This window comes from Geofilum rhodophaeum, assembly GCF_002210225.1.
Classification (GTDB): Bacteria; Bacteroidota; Bacteroidia; order Bacteroidales; family Marinilabiliaceae; genus Geofilum; species Geofilum rhodophaeum.
Window position 1 is genome coordinate 48,902 of record NZ_MWUJ01000003.1, and the last position, 17,968, is coordinate 66,869.

Here is a 17,968-nt window from a genome sequence, read left to right on the forward strand (position 1 = left end):
CTTATCAGTTGCTGCTTTTTACAATCAATACCGGAATGCTCTTCTCGTGAGAGATGAGCCTTTCGGCTACTGAGCCGATCAGCAAATCATTGCTGTCGGCTTTTCCTTTATTACCAATCACCACCAAATCGGCACTGTTGAAAGTAGCCTGATCGTATAAGGCCCGTGAAACATGGGCATCCTCTTCCAGTACCACACATTTGCAGTCTTCCTTCAACTTTAATTTTTCCTTGAACTTATCAAACTTTTTGCGGGTCGACTTTATAAAGTGCTGCTCGAGCTCCTTTTTATCCTTAAACAAGGGATAATAATGCAGGTTAAGTTTAACGGCATGCACCGGCAGCAGTTCCGCCTGAAGTACCTCAGCCGCCTCCCGGGCGACTTTTAAAGTCTTGTTGGTGTAGGATGAAAAATCGATGGGCACCATAACCCGATGAATGTCGCCACGCGCCATTTCGGTGACAAAAAGGGTATTGGCATCGAGCAAACGAACCAGTTTGCTCGAAAAAATACCGGAACCGTGCAGAGCAGCCTTCTTACCCAGCACCACCAGGTCGAAGTCGGATTGCTCCAACCACCCCAGAAATTTCTGCATATCGCCCCCGGTATGCACATAAATCTTGCTGTTGACCCCTTCGACAAAAGTCTCCGTTACCTGTTCCTGAATTTCTTCAGCAATCATCTCATCTACGGGCTCATCCAAATCGGGAAAAAGACTCAGAATTTCCTCCGGCATTTCCTCTACCTCCATAAAATGAACAAAGCTTACAGCTTCAAACTGGTAGTTTTCGTGTAAACGCCGAACATAATTAAGCAAAATCTGGTCCATATCGGACAAATCCAGCATAATGGCAACTTTCTTCAATATCATTTCCGTCCCTCCTTTTTGGTTAAACGTTTGGCAATCATTCCGGCAATTTTCTTTTCATAGGATTTCTTATCCTGGCTTTTCGACAGGTATTCGGCCCTTGTCAATTCGGACGACAAGCCCCGGTAGAGACTGTACATCATCACCAGGAGCACAAAGAGAAAGGGCAATCCGGTTGAAACTGCAGCTGTTTGCAAAGCCGTTAATCCGCCGCCCAAGAGCAACACCGCCGCAACGGCTCCCTCAATGTTGGCCCAGAATATCCGTTGGCCCACCGGTGCATCCAGTTTACCGCCCGCAGTAATGCTGTCGATGACCAGGGAACCGGAGTCCGACGAGGTGACAAAAAAGCTGATCACCAACAATATGCCGATCACCGAAAGCAAAGAACTCCAGGGGAACTGCTCAAAAAAGACAAACAGGGCGGTGGACTCATCGGCAATAATTCGGTCTCCAATACCGGGCGCGATCCCCTTAATGTCGAAAAACACAGCAGAACCACCAAAGGCGGTCAACCACAAAAACATAACCACCGAAGGCACCAGCAAAACGCCAAAAACAAATTCGCGTATGGTGCGCCCCTTACTCACACGGGCAATAAACATCCCAACAAAAGGCGACCACGAAATCCACCAGGCCCAGTAAAAGACGGTCCAACCGCCCTGCCAGCCCCGGTCGCGGTAAGCTTCGGTCCACGACGACACCATCAGAATCTCATTCAAATAATTGCCTACATTTTGAATAAAAGACTTAAAGATAAACAAGGTGGGCCCCAGGAGCAGAACCAGAATGAACAGCAGCGCAGCAATGCGCACATTCCATTCACTAAGAATACGCACGCCCTTTTTGATGCCGGTAACCACCGAAACGGTAGCCACCAGGGTAATGGCAATGATCAGGCCCACCTGCATCCACACCGTATTGGGCGTACCAAATACGTGATTGAGTCCCCCACTGACCTGCGTAACCCCCAAACCCAGCGAAGTGGCCAGACCAAAAAGGGTGGCGATTACTGCAAAAACATCGATGATGTTCCCAATGGGACCATGCACTCGCTTGCCCAAAACCGGCAGAAAAACGGAGCGAATGGTCAGGGGCTGATTCCGGTTAAAAGCAAAAAAAGCCAAAGCCAGTCCCACCAGCGCATAAATGCCCCAGGCATGAAAGCCCCAGTGCAAAAAGGTCAGGTTCATGGCATTTTCAGCAGCCTCGAGGGTTCGCCCTTGGCCAAAGGGGGGATTGATGTAGTGGGTCACCGGCTCAGCTACGCCCCAGAACAGAATACCAATCCCCATGCCTGCACTAAACAGCATGGCAAACCAGGCCGGGGTGCTGAACTCTTTTTCGGCATCGTCGCCCCCCAGTCGAATCTTGCCAAAGCGTCCAAAGCCAACATAAAGACAAAAAACAATAAAGGCATTTACCGCCACAATAAACAACCAGCCAAAATTATCTGTAATGCTGCTTTGTACCGTACTGAAGACTTTGGCCATGGGACTGCCCACAATCAAAGTCACTGCAATAAACAGTACAATTAATACGGAAGCCGGCCAAAAAACCGGTCCATGAATGTCGAAGTACTTCTTCTTTCCCATAAACCCCAGCATTTAGTTTTGCATAAAAATCCGGTCTCAAAAAATATCCACATTAAAGTAAGGAGAAAATCGACGAAGACAAAACCCACAAGGATTTTTTAGAAATAAAAAGGAGGGCATTCTGCAATGGCGAAAAAAATCTTTAATTTTGTCGGACACTTTACTAAGCAACAAAAAAACCTAAAAACAAATATTATGGCTGATTTTAAGTACCAAAAGCCCTTCCCCATTTTAAAGGACACCACCGAGTACCGTTTGCTGACTAAGGACTATGTTTCGACGATTGAAGCAGACGGTCGCAAATTTTTAAAAGTGGACCCCAAAGGCCTCGAATTGCTGGCCAAAGAAGCCATGTTTGATGTAAGCTTCTTCCTGCGTCCCGCGCACCTTCAGAAGCTCTCCGACATCCTTAAAGATGGGGAAGCCTCGGACAACGACCGCTTTGTAGCCCACACCATGCTGATGAACCAGGTGGTTTCGGCCGAAGGCGAACTGCCCACTTGTCAGGATACCGGTACAGCCATTGTAATTGGCAAAAAGGGCGAGCAGGTACTCACCGGAGGCAGCGATGCCGAAGCTTTGTCGAAAGGCATCTTTGAGACCTATCGCGACAAAAACCTGCGCTACTCGCAGGTAGTTCCCTTCAGCATGTTTGAAGAGAAGAACACCGGCACCAACCTGCCCGCACAAATTGATATCTACTCCGAAGCCGGCAACAAATACGAATTTCTGTTTGTGACCAAGGGAGGCGGTTCGGGCAACAAGACTTTTTTGTATCAGCAAACCAAGGCCTTACTGACCGAAGAAGCGCTGACCAAATTTGTAAAAGAAAAAATCAAAGACCTGGGTACTTCTGCCTGTCCCCCCTACCACCTGGCCCTGGTCATCGGCGGCACCTCTGCCGAGGCCACTCTGGCCACCGTGAAGAAAGCCTCAGCCGGCTACCTCGACCACCTGCCCACCGAGGGCAACGAAGGCGGCCAGGCCTTCCGCGACCTGGAATGGGAAGCTAAAGTGAAAAAGATTTGTGAAGAAAGCACCATTGGTGCTCAGTTTGGCGGCAAATATTTTGTACACGATGTGCGGGTAATTCGCCTGCCCCGCCATGCGGCCTCTTGTCCCGTTGGCCTCGGCGTGAGCTGCAGTGCCGACCGCAACATCAAAGCAAAAATTACTGAGGAGGGCATTTTTCTGGAGCAACTGGAAAAGAACCCTGCCCGCTTTGCCCCGGAAAGAGCTCCTGAACTGGCCCCTCCGGTCGACATCGACCTGGATCGGCCCATGGAGGAAGTCCTCAAGGAACTGTCGAAACATCCCATCAAAACCCGCCTAAATTTGAGCGGCACCTTGATTGTGGCGCGCGATATTGCCCACGCCCAAATCAAGAAAATTATTGATTCGGGTCAGCCCATCCCCGAATACATGAAAAAACACCCGGTATATTATGCCGGTCCCGCCAAAACCCCCCAAGGCATGGCCTCCGGAAGTTTTGGTCCCACCACAGCCGGCCGTATGGACCCCTATGTAGCGCAATTCCAGTCCCTGGGTGGTTCTATGATTATGCTGGCCAAGGGCAACCGCTCTAAGGCGGTAACCGAGGCCTGCCAAAAGAACGGCGGGTTCTACCTCGGCTCCATTGGCGGTCCCGCCGCCATTTTGGCCAAGGACAGCATCAAGTCGGTTGAGGTGGTTGATTTTGAAGAACTGGGTATGGAAGCCGTGCGTAAAATACGGGTAGAAAACTTCCCCGCCTTCATCATTGTGGACGATAAGGGCAACGACTTCTTTGCCAATTTATAATGTTTTGTTTGTTTATTCTCTCTCGTCAAGCGGCGGCCCGGGCCGCCGCTTGTTTTTTTTACCCGCTATGAAGCAAGCTTATCATTTCCGCCTGGAGTTTAAGGTGCGCGATTACGAATGCGACCTGCAGGGCATTGTCAACAACAGCGTTTATCAAAACTATTTGGAGCACGCGCGACATGAGTTTTTGCTGAGCGTGGGACTCGACTTTGCGGCCCTGTTTCAGCAGGGCATTGCCGCAGTAGTGGCACGGGCCGACCTTCGCTACAAAACGCCCTTGCGGAGTGGCGACCGCTTTGAAGTCTGCCTGCGGGTTGAGGTGCAGGGCCTCAAATACATCTTTCACCAGGATATTTACCGACTCAGCGACGGAAAAATGTGTCTGACAGCCACCATTACCACCACCAGTCTGGTCAAGGGTCGCCTGGCCGTAGCGCCGGAAATCACGTCGGCCCTCGAAAACCTCCCCATTTTATAGGCTGCCCAGCAACCAGGACAGCAAAAAACCGAGGTAATTGCCCAGGGCATAGCCCACAATTCCGATGGTTAGCCCGGGGACTACCAGACTGCGCTTGTTTAGGGCGGCAGCGACTACGGGAACGAAGGGGGGACTGCACAAGAGGGCGGCTGAGGTAATGATGAGGGTGTTGGCATCGACCTTGAACCAGCGCGACAGGAGCAGCTGCAACAAGAGGGAGCCAAAAACGACCCAGGCCACATAGTACAACACATCCAAAGCGCCCGTCAGCAACTGACCGATGTCGGCCATGGACGCCACCACTACACTAAAAACCAGCACAAAATACATCCCCAGCTCAAAAGTCTTGGGTAAGCGTCGAACAGGTTCCAGAAAAGACAAGCCCAGGGCCAGTGAGGTAATCAGCAACATCAGAACGGCCATGCGGGCACCATCAGACACCAGCAGCGACGCTGCCCCGGAAACAGCCACCACCAACACGGCCAACAGCAGGGCTTTGGACAAGGGACGCAAGAGCTGTTTTTTCAACATGCCATAAAAGGGGTCGCCGCCGTTGATTGGTCCTTCCTCCCCCTCAGGCTCTCCAACGGTGGACGTCGGCAAAATACGACCAAATACCCGTGGCCCTGCCGACAGCAGAAAGAACAAATAAAACACCCCAATCACCAGGTCGGCCGAGTGGGTCACCAGATATACGGTCTCATCGACCCCCAACATGACTTTAAGGGCCGCCAGGTTGGGTGTACCCCCAGTATAGAGTCCCACCAGCAAACCAGCCACCTTGTGGCCCTCGTCCAGTGAGGCGCCCAGCCAAAAGTAGCCCAGCACCACCATCAGCACCACACTAAACAGACCAAGCAGCAGACTGACCAGACTGACTCGGGCCAGTTTAAAGACTTCGTTCAGGCGGGTAGAAAACAGCATCAGGGGAATGGCCAGGGGAATGGTGGCTGCGGTCATGATTTCCTGTACCTTGGCGCTGCCCTCGGGCAGCCAGCCGGAATTGCCCAACAAGACGCCAAGGACATAAGCCACGACTACTGCTCCCAACTTGTTCACGTATTTGAAACGGTGACAAAGGTGCAGCACCAAAAATGGGGCAAGCAAATAAAACAAAACCAGCAGAACCATATATCAAATAATTCCTTTTGTTCCTTTATGCGATTTCAATTTCCAGGCTTCAAAAAACTATAAAAACAAGCGCACCAGCGGCATCAATAAAGCCGTAGCCACACCCATCAAACCAATACTCAAACCACTGATGGCGCCTTCTACAGCACCCATCTCTATGGCCCTTGACGTGCCGCCTCCATGGGCACTGCTGCCCATGGCCAGACCTCTGGCGATTTTACTCCGCACCCCGGTCTTGTCGAGGACAAAGGGGCCCACCACGGCACCAAACACGCCCACCACCACAACAACAACAGCTGTCAGGGGCGGAATACCCCCAAAGCGCTCGGAGATGCCCAGTGCAATGGGTGTGGTGACGGACTTAGGTTGTAAGGAACTCACCACCTGCTCATCGGCCCCCAGCCAGCGGGCAATAAGGGTGACCGACACAATGCCAACCAGACTGCCTACGCTTACGGCGGTCAGCATAGAAACCAAATGGCGGCGTATGAGGCGCACCTGTTCGTACAGCACATAACCCAGGGCCACAACAGAGGGGCCCAGCATAAAATCTATCAAAAAACTGCCCTGCCTGAAGGCCTCATAATCGACATCCAGCACATACAAAACCCCTATGATGACCAGCATACTGGTCAGTACCGGATGCAGTAAACCCAAACGGGTACGTCGGTACAAGGCCACCGAAGCCAGGTAAATCCCGATGACAAAAGCCAGGGTAAAGGGCTGGAGGGCAAAGAGCTCATTCATCGCTTCCATTTTTCCAGTATTTGTTGCACCCAGGCCGTTACGACCAGCACCAACACCGTACTCACGGCTGAAGCGACTACGATGGCCACGGTAGCCCCGGCAAAATACCGGGTAGTAACCATCAAACCCACCCCTACCGGCACAAAGTACAAGGCCATGTGGGTGGTAATAAAGGAGGCTATGGTGCGCATTTTTTCCGGCTTGACCCAGCCGGCCAACAAGGCCCCGAAAAGCAACAGCATACCCAGCACATTTCCGGGAATGAGTCCCCCAATCGCTTTGCTCAGGAGCAAACCGGCCGCATAAAACAGAAAAATGACGAATATGGCGTACATGGTGCTGCAAAAGAAAGAAAAATCAGGGAGATGCAGAAATCCTCTTCACATAACTTAACAAGCAAACTATGGCCCGGGACAAGATAATTGCCTATCTTTGCGGCCGCTGCCGCAAAAGAGAAAACTTGTGGACACCAGCAACTTTCCTGATTAGAAATCAATATCTTACCTATTTATATTCATGATTACAGTTTCCAATCTCGCCATTCAATTCGACAAAAAAGTATTGTTTCAGGACGTCAGCCTGAAATTCACCCCGGGCAACTGCTACGGCATCATTGGTGCCAATGGCGCCGGAAAGTCGACCTTCCTGCGTTTGATCAGCGGGGACCTCGACTCCACCCGCGGCTCAATTAGTCTGGCCCCCGGCGAACGACTGTCGGTATTGCGGCAGGACCACCACGCCTTTGACGGGCATAAGGTATTGGACACGGTGCTGATGGGACACGAGGAGTTGTGGAAAATCGCCCGGGAGAAAGATGAGCTCTATGCCAAGGAAGATTTTTCAGAGGCGGACGGCATGAAAGCCTCTGAACTGGAAGAGCGCTTTGCCGAACTCGATGGCTGGAACGCCGAAAGCGATGCAGCCATGCTGCTCAGCGGCCTGGGTGTAAAAGAGGACCTGCACGACAAGCAAATGTCGGACCTCAATGGTAAGGACAAAGTAAAGGTCTTGCTGGCCCAGGCGCTCTTTGGCAAACCCGACAATCTCTTGTTGGATGAGCCGACCAACGACCTCGACCTGGAAACGGTACGCTGGCTCGAGAATTATCTGGCCAACTTCGACAATACGCTTTTGGTGGTATCTCACGACCGTCACTTCCTCGATTCCATTTGTACGCATATTGTGGATATCGACTTTGGCAAGGTCAAACTCTTCCCGGGCAACTACAGCTTCTGGTACCAAAGCAGTCAGCTGGCCTTGCGCCAGCAGTCGGCCCAGAACAAAAAAGCCGAAGAAAAGAAAAAGGAGTTGATGGAGTTTATCCAGCGCTTCAGCGCCAACGTAGCCAAATCGCGCCAGGCCACCAGTCGCCGAAAAATGCTCGACAAACTGAATGTGGAAGAAATACAGCCCTCTACCCGTCGCTACCCCGGCATTATATTTACTCCGGAGCGGGAGACCGGCAACAGCATATTAAATGTAACGGGCTTGAGTAAAAAGGGTGAAGACGGCACGCAGCTGCTGAAGGATGTATCCTTTACCGTGGAGAAAGACGAGAAAGTGGTCTTTCTTTCGCGCAATCCCCTGGTCACCACCGCACTTTTTGAGATTCTGAGCGGGGAACTGAAACCCGACGATGGGCATTACACCTGGGGTGTAACCATTACCAATGCTTATTTGCCGATGGAAAACAGCCGCTTTTTCGAAAGCAAGCAGACTCTGGTGGAGTGGCTCAGCATGTTTTCGGCCGACACCAGCGAATCTTTTCTGCGTGGCTACCTGGGTAAAATGCTCTTTTCGGGCGAGGACATTTACAAGCGGGTCAACGTACTCTCCGGGGGCGAGAAAATGCGCTGCATGATTTCCCGTATGATGCTGCGCAACGCCAATGTAATGCTGCTCGACAACCCCACCAACCACCTCGATCTGGAGACCATTCAGGCTTTTAACAACACGTTGACCAACTTCCCGGGCAACATCCTGATGAGCTCCCACGACCACGAATTTATCGATACGGTTTGTAACCGCATCATTGAGATAACGCCCAATGGCACCATCGACAAGCTGATGCGCTACGACGACTATGTAAACGACGAAAACATTGCAGCACTGCGCAGCCAGATGTACGGCGACAAATAAAATACGGCTACTTGCCTAAGCAAACGCTAAAAAGGGGTGTCTCAACAATCAGAGACACCCCTTTTTTCAAGTGCAAAAATTTAATTGCTTCGCTCAGTTGCTTGAAGACGAAAAATCAGGTGTGATGATTTGGTACTGCCCGCTCAGATGCATCAGACTGAAAAGGTACAGCAGACCATCGTAATAGGGGTCGTAATAGCCGTCGTCATAGGGCTCCAGCCTGGCCTCCCAAAGGGCATGGACAAAATCAAGGGTCTGCGGATCCTTACTGACCAACGAAGCCATTGCAGCGGTAGCTTTAAGTCCCAGCGAATGTCTCCGCTTTTGAAAACCACCGGCAGGCGATATATACTCCGGAGTGCTGCCATCAAGATTGTACTGATCCATAAAGGAATCAATACCCTCTGACCGCAAAAAAGCCTGAAAGCGTTCGGCATAATCCTCCTGCCAGGCTTTATCCTTCCCGTACCACAAATAATCCATAGCGATATTCATAGGTACCCGCCAGGAGTCGTACCGAAACCCGGCCGGCATCCACTGCGTGGGATGTGGCTCCCCGCTGAATTCGGTGTAGCAGGAATTGAGCCCCGTAAGCGGGTGACAGGCACGATGAAAAAACACCCGGGAGGTATCGGCCACGTCGCGATAAAACTGCTCATGCCCGTCGCCGGCATACTCGGCCCAAAGCTCCAAAAAAGCAGGTACATGGTACGAAGGGTCGGTCCAGTTGTAAGCATCGCCAACAGGCACAAAAGTAATTTGCTTGTGCTCCGTATTGAACAAATTGTAAACATCGTTGCTGCCGTCCTTGGCCCACATGGCATCCAGAATTCGCCGTGCCTCAACATAATAATCGAAGCCCGTATCGTTGCCCCAACGGTTGGCAGCAAAGAGCAGACTGGTAACAAAATACAGTTCGCCATCGGAAGCCGGTCCCTGGGAATTGCGTACCATTGCCTCAGGATCAAAACTCCAGGCAAAGTAACCTTCCAGGGGACCTTCCTGATGTTGTAAGTAGTGTTTGGACCAACGCCAGATGCGGTCGAACACCTCCTTCTTATCGAGCTGCACCGCCACCATCATTCCATAGGATACCCCTTCGGAACGAACATCCTTATTTTTCAAATCCGACACATAAGCCATGCTGTCCCCCACCTCAAAATAAATGCGATCGGGTCCCTCAAACAAGTCGTGATACGCCTGATCGACCTTTTGGTTAATGGCCTCCTGAGTATAACCGGCTTCCAAAAAAAGATTGCGGTAATTACCGGTGTGGTAGGCAGCTTCCGGACTGGAACTACATCCGATCATACAACCCATAATTAGGGCCAGGGCGACCGCTAGGGCGCTCCATCCTTTTCTTATCATAGTACGTATTGTTATAATTGAAACAGCACCAACTAAAATAAGAAAAGAGAAAGTCTTAAGCCCTGCCTGGAACGATGTGCGAGGCAAATAAACGAAAAAGCCCTCCAATAAAGCAGAAATTTCCCCTCCAGCCATCAGGCAAACAGGGGGGCCAGCACCTCATGCACCACAGCCGGCATCTTCATGGGCTTGCGGGTATGGGCATCTACAAACACCACTGTTGAACGTGCCGTGCAGATCTTCTCATTGGCTTCGTTGCGAATTTCAAAACAGAAATGAAGGCGCACCTGCTTCAGCTCCTCTACGGTGGTGGTCACCATCAGGGCCTCATCGTAGCGTCCGGGTTGATGATACTTCAATTGCATATCAATAACCGGCATCATGATGCCCCGGGCTTCCAACACCCTGTCGTTGATTCCATATTTACGCATCAACTCGGTACGGGCCTGGTGACAGTACGACACGTAATTCCCGTGATAAACATAGCCCATCTGATCCACCTCATCGTAGCGGGGTCGGAGGACAAAAACATCTTTAAGCATAGTGTAAGTATCGAAGCACAAAAAATAGTCATTAAACCTTGATTCAGGAAGTCGCCACATCCAGCTTTTGGACAAGACCTTGCCAAACAGCCTGCAGTTGCAAGGCACCTTCGCTTTCGGGAGCATACTCGGTCAAGGTTAAGCCTTCCAGCATAGCCTCCACCATAGTCCGGTCAAACGAAAGTTTGCCCAACAGGGGCAGACCGGCCTCGGCTACTTCCAGCTCAATCTGAGCGGTAATCCCGGGATGTATGTCGGCCTTGTTGATGAGGATAAAAACCGGAAGATGAAAGCCCTGGGCCAGTGTAATGACACGCTTGGCATCGTGCCAACCGGTGCGGGAGGCTTCTACCACCACCAGAACGGCATCGGCACCGGTTAAGGAAGCGATGGTGGCACAACCAATACCGGGGGGACCGTCGTTTAGGATCCACTTGCGCCCTTCCTGAAGGGCCAATTCACGGGCCTTTTTTCGCAAGGTGCTGACCAGCTTACCAGAGTTCTCTTCTCCCGGCCCCATCCTGGCGTGCAGCACGGTTCCAAAGCGACTGTCGGACACAAACCACTGATTGTTGTCGCTTTGCGCGCTGCTTATGGCCTGCTCGGGACAGAGTCGCTCACACAGGCGGCAGCCTTCGCACAAGCTGGGCACCACCTGATATTTCCCTTCAGGGGTACGGACAAAGGCATCGAAGTGGCAATTATCGGCACAAAGGCCACAGGCGCTGCAACTTTCCTCGTCAACATGAGCCTGCCAGCCGCCCATAAAAACATGATGTTCCCTTTCGCTGGGCGCTACCAACAAATGCAAATTGGCGGCATCCACATCGTTGTCGCACAACACCAAATCGCCAGCCAACGCGGCCAGGGCCGCGGTGACAGAGGTTTTACCAGTGCCTCCCTTACCGCTCACTATGGTCAACTCTTTCATAAACCGGCATCCTCCTTTCTATTTCAAACATTATCCTTCTGAACCATTTCAACATCGGATCGTCGTCCAGGGAACTAAGTAAACCCTGCGCATAGTCGTGGGCAAAATCCCGATTGAATGGAATGCGGCCAAGAACAGGGGTTTGATAACGCTCCAACACCTCATAAATTTGATCGTTTCCCATACCGGCCTTATTGACCACCACGCCACGGGGCAAGTTCAGTTCCTTCAACAGATCGAGGGTGAGACACATATCGTGCACCCCAAAAGGAGTGGGTTCGGCAACGACCAGAACCAAATCAACATCCGACAAGGTGGCGACCACGGAACAGGACGTTCCCGGCGGGGCATCATAAATGATCATGTCGCTGTCGCCCCCAATTGTTTTCTTGAGCTCACGAATCAAAAAAGTCTGCATGGCCGACCCGATGGTCAGCTCTGCTTCACTGATTTTTAGAGAAGCGCCCACCTTGTAATGACGCACCTCCCCAACCTGCTTCTGATACAAATGCAGGGCATCCTCCTTACAGGCATGCAGACAGGCGCCACAAGAGTGACAAAGATTGGGATCCACCTGGGCAAACTTCACCGAAGGCAATACCACTATGGCATTGTAGCTGCAATAGGTGCTGCATTCGCGACAAAAAGTGCAACGCTCCAGATCTATTTCAGGGATCTCCTGATACACCGGGGCCACAGACCGCTTCTCTTTTTCTGAAAAAAACAAAGCGGCGTTGGGTTCCTCTACATCACAGTCGACCAAATGGACGGCAACTCCCCAAAGTCGCTGTAAATAATTACTCAGCGAAACGGAGACCGTAGTTTTTCCGGTCCCCCCTTTTCCACTGACTACCGCAATTTTAAAAGCCATGACTAATGATCACAATAATTGGCTGTAAGGGCCAATTCCTCGTTCAAAAACCGCTCAATCAAAACATCTTCTTCCAACTGGGGCGCACCCACAAATACATTCACACCTGCCGCCTGAAACAATTCAATGGCACGCTGGCCCATTCCTCCGGCAATTACATCGCTTACTCCTTGTTGGGCCAACCAGGCAGGTAACACCCCGGGCTCATGCGGAGGAGGCTGAACTTTTACCGAGGCCAAGACCTTGTTGCCCTCGGTCTGTACCAGTGAAAAAAACTTGCAGTGGCCAAAATGGCCGTCGAGCATCCCGTGGGCATCCACGGGAATCGCAATCTTCCTTTGCATCATCTACTTACATTTTATCATTAAGCATTGCGACCCGAACCACGACCGGCGCCTCTGCCGGCACCGCGTCCCAGTCCACGTCCTTGTCCGTTCCCCTGGCCACGACCCAGGCCGCGACCTGCTCCAAATCCGCGTCCGTTACGATCCACTTCGACCGATGAGGCTGCAGAATTACATTTCCCTCTTTGTCCACCGGTGCGGGGACCTTGTCCCAGCGGTCCGGTTCTGTCCATTCCAGGCATAACTGTAAAATTTAGATACTTATCCTGAGTCTTTCAGGATTTTTTAATGCGTTCCAATAAGGTTTCCACTGTGGCATCCTCTTCCACTACCACCATTTGCACTTTAAACCGATCGAGCAAATCTTTGGCTTTGGGACCAAAATCACCGGAGATGACCTTGCCTACACCCCACTCAACCATTAACTCGGAGACTTTAGTCCCGGCACCACCCTGCGCATCGGCAAAGTCATTTTTTTCAAAGACAAGGGCACCGTTGGCATGATCGTACACACAAAACCAGGCGGCCCTGCCAAAGCGCTTGTCAAATGCCGCCGAAAGATTGTTGCCGGCAGCTGTTATTACTGTTTTCATATTTGCTGTATAATGTTTAAAAAATCAAGGTTCAATCAATTCTACAGACGAAGAGCCACATAAAGCACAGCGACTTCCATCTACCCCCTCGGGCACCGAGTAACGGGCTTTGCACGAATTACAAACAAACCAGCTTTTATCCATCCAGGCATTGCCGTAAACAGCGACCAGGGGACGGGTCTCCACCAAGGCCAGCGCCAACTTCTTACGCACCGATTGATAAATGCGGGCAAAGGTGGGGCGCGATACCCCCATCAGCTGCGATGCAGCCTGATGATCCAAGCCGTCGTAATCGGCCAGCTTCAAGGCCTCATACTCCTCATACAGCAATTCTACCGGCTTTCCGGTAAGCCCTTGATGGCCGTGCGGCCGATAGCCCTTAAAGCGCGGCGGGGCAACTATTTTTCTCAGTCGTCGTGGTCGTGCCATGCATCAAATTTTATTCAAAGTTATGAGAATAATCTCATAATGCAAAACAAATTTCACTAAAAGCAAAGTCTAAAGTTTTGCCCCACTGCTTCCAAGTCACGTCATGCAAGGTCTTTGGCCGGCAGAGTTTTTTTTATATTTTTGCCTTCCGCCTTTTTCCCACCTCTTTTTTTAACCAAGCAATTGCCTATGTCTGTCTCGACCAAAAAGAAAAAGTCTTTATTCGACTACTTTCTCAACTTCCTGGAAAAAGGAGGAAATGCCCTGCCCCACCCGGCTACCCTTTTTGCGCTGTTTGCTTTAGGTGTACTCCTGCTGTCGGTAGTGGGGCACTGGCTCAATTGGCAGGCCACGCATCCAGCCACCGGGGAGGTCATATCTACGGTTAACCTGCTCTCGAAAGAAGGACTCAACCAGGTACTCAACCAAATGGTGGGCAACTTTACCAGCTTTGCCCCCCTGGGCATTGTACTGGTGGCCATGCTGGGTATAGGCATTGCGGAGACGAGCGGACTCATTGGCGTATTCATTCGCATGCTGGTTTTAAAAGCACCCAAGCGCATTCTGACCTTTGTGGTGGTCTTTGCCGGCATCCTCTCCAATGCGGCCAGCGATATTGGCTACGTATTGCTGATTCCTTTGGCGGGGGTCATTTTTCAAGCCATGGGACGCCACCCCATTGTGGGTATGGCCGCAGCTTTTGCCGGAGTGTCGGGTGGTTTCAGCGCCAACCTCATCATCGGCACCATCGATCCACTTTTGGCGGGACTCTCGCAGGAGGCCGCCCACATTTTGGATCCTGCCTACCATGTTAACCCTACCGCCAATTATTACTTTATGGTGGTATCTACCTTTCTGGTAGCTCTGTTGGGCACCTGGGTCACCGAAAAAATCATACAGCCCCGCTTTGGTACCTATCAGGGCGATGTGGTTCAGGAAACCATCGAAGCCCTCTCGCCCATCGAAAAAAAGGGCGTAAAGTGGAGCCTAGTGGTATTTGCAGGCTGGCTGGGGCTTATTTTGTTGGGACTGTTGCCCGAGAACGGGGTTCTGCGGGGACAAAACGGGGGCCTGCTTTCCTCTCCGGTCATTAAGGGCATCATCACCTTCCTCTTTTTAATTACAGGCACCATGGGCGTGGTGTATGGGGTGGTCATCGGAAAATTTAAAAACGACAGCGATGTGGCCAACGGCATGGCCAACAGCTTGAAAACCCTTTCACACTATATTGTTCTGGTGTTTTTTGCGGCTCAGTTTGTGGCCTATTTTAAATGGAGCAACCTGGGCGTGATTATGGCCATTACCGGTGCAGAGACTTTGATTCAAGCGAATTTAGGCGTTATCCCGCTGATGCTGCTCTTCATTCTGCTGGCGGCCACAGTCAACATGCTCATGGGCAGCGCCTCGGCCAAATGGGCCATCATGGCGCCCATCTTTGTCCCCATATTTATGTTACTGGGCTATTCGCCGGAACTGTCGCAGGCGGTGTACCGCATTGGCGATTCTGTAACCAACGTTATTTCACCCATGATGAGTTTCTTTGCCCTCATCATTGCTTACTTCCAAAAATACGACAGCAAGGCGGGACTGGGCACCATAATCGCCACCATGATCCCCTACTCCATTACCTTTTTCATTGGCTGGAGCATCTTACTCATCGCATGGATTTTATTGGGAACGCCACTGGGACCAGGTGCCGGACTCTTTTATTCCCTGCCGGGATAATGTGCAGGGGAATAAGGTTTTAACACAGCTCTTCAAAATTAAAAAAGCGGCAGCACCCTCCCGGGTACTGCCGCTTCGCTATTACAAACAGACGCCCTCTAAAGATAAATACTCACATCCTCCTCTTCGGCCTTATATACATGTTCACGCACCGCATTGATGTGCTGCACACATTCGTGTTTGCTGCTGAAAGGAGCGCTCATAGCCAGCAAATGACCATCCCTGCTGCGCAAATGAAACAAGTAACGTCCACTATCCGTCTGCCAACGATCCACCTCCACCTTATCTTCCACCTGTTTCCTCAAATGCTCAATTCCTTTTTTACATTGCGCCTTGGTGGCGAAACGGGGGCTCCACAAGATCTGTTTGCCTTGTGCATCCTTTAAGTAAAACTGATAGGCCCCCTCCGGCTTTCTGGAAATTACAAACTTCATAGCTCCTGGTTTTTTATAGGTAAAGAATGAATGCGCAACTTTTATTTGGTAAGTCTGCGTAGTATAAGTTACAAAAATCAAGAGGCCTTGTCAACTTGTAAATGAAAATAAATTGACAAAAATCAATATTTTTTAACAACCAGACAACCGGGAAAAGCTCAACAAAACGCAGGGGCAGCTTGCATTGATTTTATTTTAAGCATACATTTGTTTTTATTATAAACAAAACACTGTAAAAATGCATTTTGCCGCCAACCTTAAGCTGCTGCGCAAGCGCAAAAAACTGACACAGGACGACCTGGCACGACTAACCGGCAGCAAGCGCACCAGCATCAACAATTACGAGAATCAGATTGCTGCACCACCATTGGATATGCTTTTGCGCTTCTCCGACTACTTCAACATTTCGATAGACACCCTGGTACGTATGGATTTAAACAGCTTGTCGGGTGCCCAACTCTACGAGCTGGAAAACGGCAACGACGTGTATTTAAAAGGCAGCAAACTGCGGCTGCTGACCGCAACGGTGGGGCCCGATAACGAGGAAAACATAGAATTGGTGCCCGAAAAAGCCAAAGCGGGCTACCTCACGGGCTTTGCCGATCCGGAGTACATGGGCTCCCTGCCGGTCTTCCGCCTGCCCTTTCTGGACCCGGTTAAGAAATACCGTACTTTTCAGATCAGCGGCGACTCCATGCTGCCGGTGCCGCACGGCGCCTGGGTAACGGGAGAGTTTGTGGCCGACTGGACCGCATTGAAGGACGGGGAGGCCTGTATCTTGTTCACGCTCAACGAGGGACTCAGCTTCAAGCGCATCGAAAACCACCTAAAGACCCGGGGCTTGCTGCGCTGCATCTCCCTGAATCCGCTCTACGAGCCCTACGACCTGCCCCTTAGTGAGCTGCGTGAAGTGTGGCGCTTTGTTCACTACATCAGTCCCGAGTTACCTCATAAGGACCTGGAAATGCATCAGGTAGCCCGGGCCTTAGACGACCTGCGCAGAGATGTGGGCGACATCAAGGCCAAACTCCGTTGAAATTGCTAATTTTGTGCAAAATAAAAGGACTATGACTTTGCTGAAAGCCTGGATGATTTCCCTGCGCCTGCGCACCCTGCCATTGGCCCTCTCCACCATCTTTATGGGCAGTATTGTAGCTGCCTGGCAAGGAGTATTCCGGACCGAAATTCTGGTTTGGGCAGCACTCACCACGCTGTTTTTACAAATCCTCTCTAATTTGGCCAACGACTACGGCGATGCGGTTTCCGGAGCCGACGGGGTCGACAGACTGGGTCCCCAACGCATGATTCAGAGTGGCGTCATCAGCCTGAAACAAATGAAACGGGCGGTGGGACTTTGTGCCTTATTGGCTTTGGTGGCGGGACTGCGGCTGCTGCACCTGGCCTTTGAGGGGGCGCTGCTTCAGGCGCTTTTGTTTTTAGGTTTGGGTTTGGCTGCCATTGCTGCAGCCATCCGTTATACGGTTGGGAGCAGTCCCTATGGCTATCGTGGACTGGGCGATGCCTATGTTTTTGTCTTTTTTGGCTTGTTGGGCGTTGCGGGCACCTACTACCTGCACGGAGAAAGCTGGGACTGGAAGGTGCTGCTTCCGGCCGCCAGTATTGGTTTTTTCAGTGCCGGCGTACTGAACCTGAACAACCTGCGCGATGAGGAAAGCGACCGCAAAGCCAATAAAATAACGCTGATAGTACGGCGCGGCCGCCAATGGGGCAACTGGTACCACCTGGGGCTCCTCAGCGCCGGGTGGCTGGCCTTTGCAAGCTACGCCTGGCTGAGTGGACAACCGACCCGCTTTTGGCCCGTCATTTTTGCCCTGCCTTTTTTTATGCGCTCTGTTCTGCAGCCCTTCCACAATTACCGCCCCGGAGGACTGGACAAGGAACTGCGCAACCTGTCGCTGAGCACCCTGCTCTTTGTGGCACTCAGCGCCCTTGTCCTTTTCCTCTCTTAAAAA

The 17,968-nt window shown here is 51.4% G+C and carries 20 protein-coding genes; 6 read left to right on the forward strand and 14 right to left on the reverse strand.

Annotated elements, in window-relative coordinates; translation table 11 throughout:
- Window positions 1-4: 4 nt before the first annotated feature.
- Both B4W65_RS04090 and B4W65_RS04095 read right to left on the reverse strand, forming a co-directional pair.
- Window positions 5-871 carry a universal stress protein gene (locus B4W65_RS04090; RefSeq protein WP_088653853.1) on the reverse strand — a complete coding sequence of 289 codons (867 nt, stop codon included), beginning with the start codon at window positions 869-871 and terminating at the stop codon, window positions 5-7.
- Complete coding sequence (locus B4W65_RS04095) at window positions 868-2,463, reverse strand: BCCT family transporter (RefSeq protein WP_088654055.1); 1,596 nt, start codon at window positions 2,461-2,463, stop codon at window positions 868-870. Before B4W65_RS04095 ends, B4W65_RS04090 begins: the two co-directional genes overlap by 4 nt.
- A gap of 195 nt (window positions 2,464-2,658) precedes the next feature.
- Here B4W65_RS04095 and B4W65_RS04100 point away from each other — a divergent pair, with 195 nt between their 5' ends.
- Both B4W65_RS04100 and B4W65_RS04105 read left to right on the forward strand, forming a co-directional pair.
- Window positions 2,659-4,263 carry a fumarate hydratase gene (locus B4W65_RS04100; RefSeq protein ID WP_088654056.1) on the forward strand — a complete coding sequence of 535 codons (1,605 nt, stop codon included), beginning with the start codon at window positions 2,659-2,661 and terminating at the stop codon, window positions 4,261-4,263.
- A gap of 67 nt (window positions 4,264-4,330) precedes the next feature.
- The gene (locus tag B4W65_RS04105) at window positions 4,331-4,741 is read left to right on the forward strand and encodes an acyl-CoA thioesterase (protein ID WP_088654057.1); all 411 of its coding nucleotides are present in this window, start codon (window positions 4,331-4,333) and stop codon (window positions 4,739-4,741) included.
- On the opposite strand, the gene B4W65_RS04110 is transcribed toward B4W65_RS04105, so the two are convergent.
- Genes B4W65_RS04110 through B4W65_RS04120 form a run of 3 tightly spaced genes read right to left on the reverse strand, consistent with a single transcriptional unit; the run spans window position 4,736 to window position 6,954 of the window.
- Complete coding sequence (locus B4W65_RS04110) at window positions 4,736-5,872, reverse strand: DUF819 family protein (protein WP_088653854.1); 1,137 nt, start codon at window positions 5,870-5,872, stop codon at window positions 4,736-4,738. The genes B4W65_RS04105 and B4W65_RS04110 overlap by 6 nt on opposite strands.
- Window positions 5,873-5,929: 57 nt before the next feature.
- Entirely contained in the window at window positions 5,930-6,628 is a 699-nt protein-coding gene (locus tag B4W65_RS04115; RefSeq protein WP_205741217.1) for an LrgB family protein, read from the reverse strand.
- Window positions 6,616-6,954 carry a CidA/LrgA family protein gene (locus tag B4W65_RS04120; protein ID WP_088653856.1) on the reverse strand — a complete coding sequence of 113 codons (339 nt, stop codon included), beginning with the start codon at window positions 6,952-6,954 and terminating at the stop codon, window positions 6,616-6,618. Before B4W65_RS04120 ends, B4W65_RS04115 begins: the two co-directional genes overlap by 13 nt.
- A 181-nt stretch (window positions 6,955-7,135) precedes the next feature.
- Here B4W65_RS04120 and B4W65_RS04125 point away from each other — a divergent pair, with 181 nt between their 5' ends.
- Window positions 7,136-8,758 (forward strand): ABC-F family ATP-binding cassette domain-containing protein, encoded by a 1,623-nt coding sequence (locus tag B4W65_RS04125; RefSeq protein WP_088653857.1) that lies wholly within the window; start codon window positions 7,136-7,138, stop codon window positions 8,756-8,758.
- 93 nt (window positions 8,759-8,851) lie between these two features.
- Here the strand turns inward: B4W65_RS04125 and B4W65_RS04130 are convergent, their stop codons facing one another.
- The 8 genes from B4W65_RS04130 to B4W65_RS04165 form a co-directional block, all read right to left on the reverse strand.
- On the reverse strand, window positions 8,852-10,126 hold the full coding sequence (locus B4W65_RS04130; protein ID WP_088653858.1) for a glycosyl hydrolase family 8: 1,275 nt from the start codon (window positions 10,124-10,126) through the stop codon (window positions 8,852-8,854).
- Between the two features lie 134 nt (window positions 10,127-10,260).
- On the reverse strand, window positions 10,261-10,668 hold the full coding sequence (locus B4W65_RS04135; protein WP_158522770.1) for an acyl-CoA thioesterase: 408 nt from the start codon (window positions 10,666-10,668) through the stop codon (window positions 10,261-10,263).
- 43 nt (window positions 10,669-10,711) lie between these two features.
- Complete coding sequence (locus B4W65_RS04140) at window positions 10,712-11,599, reverse strand: ATP-binding protein (protein WP_088653860.1); 888 nt, start codon at window positions 11,597-11,599, stop codon at window positions 10,712-10,714.
- Complete coding sequence (locus B4W65_RS04145) at window positions 11,571-12,470, reverse strand: nucleotide-binding protein (protein ID WP_088653861.1); 900 nt, start codon at window positions 12,468-12,470, stop codon at window positions 11,571-11,573. Before B4W65_RS04145 ends, B4W65_RS04140 begins: the two co-directional genes overlap by 29 nt.
- A 2-nt stretch (window positions 12,471-12,472) precedes the next feature.
- Complete coding sequence (locus B4W65_RS04150) at window positions 12,473-12,817, reverse strand: NifB/NifX family molybdenum-iron cluster-binding protein (RefSeq protein WP_205741218.1); 345 nt, start codon at window positions 12,815-12,817, stop codon at window positions 12,473-12,475.
- 17 nt (window positions 12,818-12,834) lie between these two features.
- Window positions 12,835-13,056 (reverse strand): DUF5320 domain-containing protein, encoded by a 222-nt coding sequence (locus B4W65_RS17640; RefSeq protein WP_158522771.1) that lies wholly within the window; start codon window positions 13,054-13,056, stop codon window positions 12,835-12,837.
- 33 nt (window positions 13,057-13,089) lie between these two features.
- On the reverse strand, window positions 13,090-13,407 hold the full coding sequence (locus B4W65_RS04160) for a NifB/NifX family molybdenum-iron cluster-binding protein (protein ID WP_088653862.1): 318 nt from the start codon (window positions 13,405-13,407) through the stop codon (window positions 13,090-13,092).
- A gap of 24 nt (window positions 13,408-13,431) precedes the next feature.
- The gene (locus tag B4W65_RS04165) at window positions 13,432-13,836 is read right to left on the reverse strand and encodes a DUF134 domain-containing protein (protein WP_205741219.1); all 405 of its coding nucleotides are present in this window, start codon (window positions 13,834-13,836) and stop codon (window positions 13,432-13,434) included.
- A gap of 189 nt (window positions 13,837-14,025) precedes the next feature.
- On the opposite strand from B4W65_RS04165, the gene B4W65_RS04170 reads away from it, so the two are divergent.
- Window positions 14,026-15,561, forward strand: a complete 1,536-nt coding sequence (locus B4W65_RS04170) for an AbgT family transporter (RefSeq protein ID WP_088653863.1) — start codon at window positions 14,026-14,028, stop codon at window positions 15,559-15,561.
- A gap of 98 nt (window positions 15,562-15,659) precedes the next feature.
- Here B4W65_RS04170 and B4W65_RS04175 read toward each other — a convergent pair whose 3' ends face one another.
- Window positions 15,660-15,995, reverse strand: coding sequence for a YegP family protein (locus tag B4W65_RS04175; RefSeq protein ID WP_088653864.1), 336 nt, complete (start codon window positions 15,993-15,995; stop codon window positions 15,660-15,662).
- 238 nt (window positions 15,996-16,233) lie between these two features.
- On the opposite strand from B4W65_RS04175, the gene B4W65_RS04180 reads away from it, so the two are divergent.
- Complete coding sequence (locus B4W65_RS04180; protein WP_088653865.1) at window positions 16,234-17,031, forward strand: LexA family transcriptional regulator; 798 nt, start codon at window positions 16,234-16,236, stop codon at window positions 17,029-17,031.
- Between the two features lie 31 nt (window positions 17,032-17,062).
- Window positions 17,063-17,965 (forward strand): 1,4-dihydroxy-2-naphthoate octaprenyltransferase, encoded by a 903-nt coding sequence (gene menA, locus B4W65_RS04185; RefSeq protein ID WP_088653866.1) that lies wholly within the window; start codon window positions 17,063-17,065, stop codon window positions 17,963-17,965.
- Window positions 17,966-17,968: the final 3 nt, after the last annotated feature.

Coding starts and splice junctions, on each gene's coding strand:
- B4W65_RS04090 (WP_088653853.1), bottom strand. CDS start 871: ATGATATTGAAGAAAGTTGCCATTATGCTGGATTTGTCCGATATGGAC.
- B4W65_RS04095 (WP_088654055.1), bottom strand. CDS start 2,463: ATGGGAAAGAAGAAGTACTTCGACATTCATGGACCGGTTTTTTGGCCG.
- B4W65_RS04100 (WP_088654056.1), top strand. CDS start 2,659: ATGGCTGATTTTAAGTACCAAAAGCCCTTCCCCATTTTAAAGGACACC.
- B4W65_RS04105 (WP_088654057.1), top strand. CDS start 4,331: ATGAAGCAAGCTTATCATTTCCGCCTGGAGTTTAAGGTGCGCGATTAC.
- B4W65_RS04110 (WP_088653854.1), bottom strand. CDS start 5,872: ATGGTTCTGCTGGTTTTGTTTTATTTGCTTGCCCCATTTTTGGTGCTG.
- B4W65_RS04115 (WP_205741217.1), bottom strand. CDS start 6,628: ATGGAAGCGATGAATGAGCTCTTTGCCCTCCAGCCCTTTACCCTGGCT.
- B4W65_RS04120 (WP_088653856.1), bottom strand. CDS start 6,954: ATGTACGCCATATTCGTCATTTTTCTGTTTTATGCGGCCGGTTTGCTC.
- B4W65_RS04125 (WP_088653857.1), top strand. CDS start 7,136: ATGATTACAGTTTCCAATCTCGCCATTCAATTCGACAAAAAAGTATTG.
- B4W65_RS04130 (WP_088653858.1), bottom strand. CDS start 10,126: ATGATAAGAAAAGGATGGAGCGCCCTAGCGGTCGCCCTGGCCCTAATT.
- B4W65_RS04135 (WP_158522770.1), bottom strand. CDS start 10,668: ATGCTTAAAGATGTTTTTGTCCTCCGACCCCGCTACGATGAGGTGGAT.
- B4W65_RS04140 (WP_088653860.1), bottom strand. CDS start 11,599: ATGAAAGAGTTGACCATAGTGAGCGGTAAGGGAGGCACTGGTAAAACC.
- B4W65_RS04145 (WP_088653861.1), bottom strand. CDS start 12,470: ATGGCTTTTAAAATTGCGGTAGTCAGTGGAAAAGGGGGGACCGGAAAA.
- B4W65_RS04150 (WP_205741218.1), bottom strand. CDS start 12,817: ATGATGCAAAGGAAGATTGCGATTCCCGTGGATGCCCACGGGATGCTC.
- B4W65_RS17640 (WP_158522771.1), bottom strand. CDS start 13,056: ATGCCTGGAATGGACAGAACCGGACCGCTGGGACAAGGTCCCCGCACC.
- B4W65_RS04160 (WP_088653862.1), bottom strand. CDS start 13,407: ATGAAAACAGTAATAACAGCTGCCGGCAACAATCTTTCGGCGGCATTT.
- B4W65_RS04165 (WP_205741219.1), bottom strand. CDS start 13,836: ATGGCACGACCACGACGACTGAGAAAAATAGTTGCCCCGCCGCGCTTT.
- B4W65_RS04170 (WP_088653863.1), top strand. CDS start 14,026: ATGTCTGTCTCGACCAAAAAGAAAAAGTCTTTATTCGACTACTTTCTC.
- B4W65_RS04175 (WP_088653864.1), bottom strand. CDS start 15,995: ATGAAGTTTGTAATTTCCAGAAAGCCGGAGGGGGCCTATCAGTTTTAC.
- B4W65_RS04180 (WP_088653865.1), top strand. CDS start 16,234: ATGCATTTTGCCGCCAACCTTAAGCTGCTGCGCAAGCGCAAAAAACTG.
- menA (WP_088653866.1), top strand. CDS start 17,063: ATGACTTTGCTGAAAGCCTGGATGATTTCCCTGCGCCTGCGCACCCTG.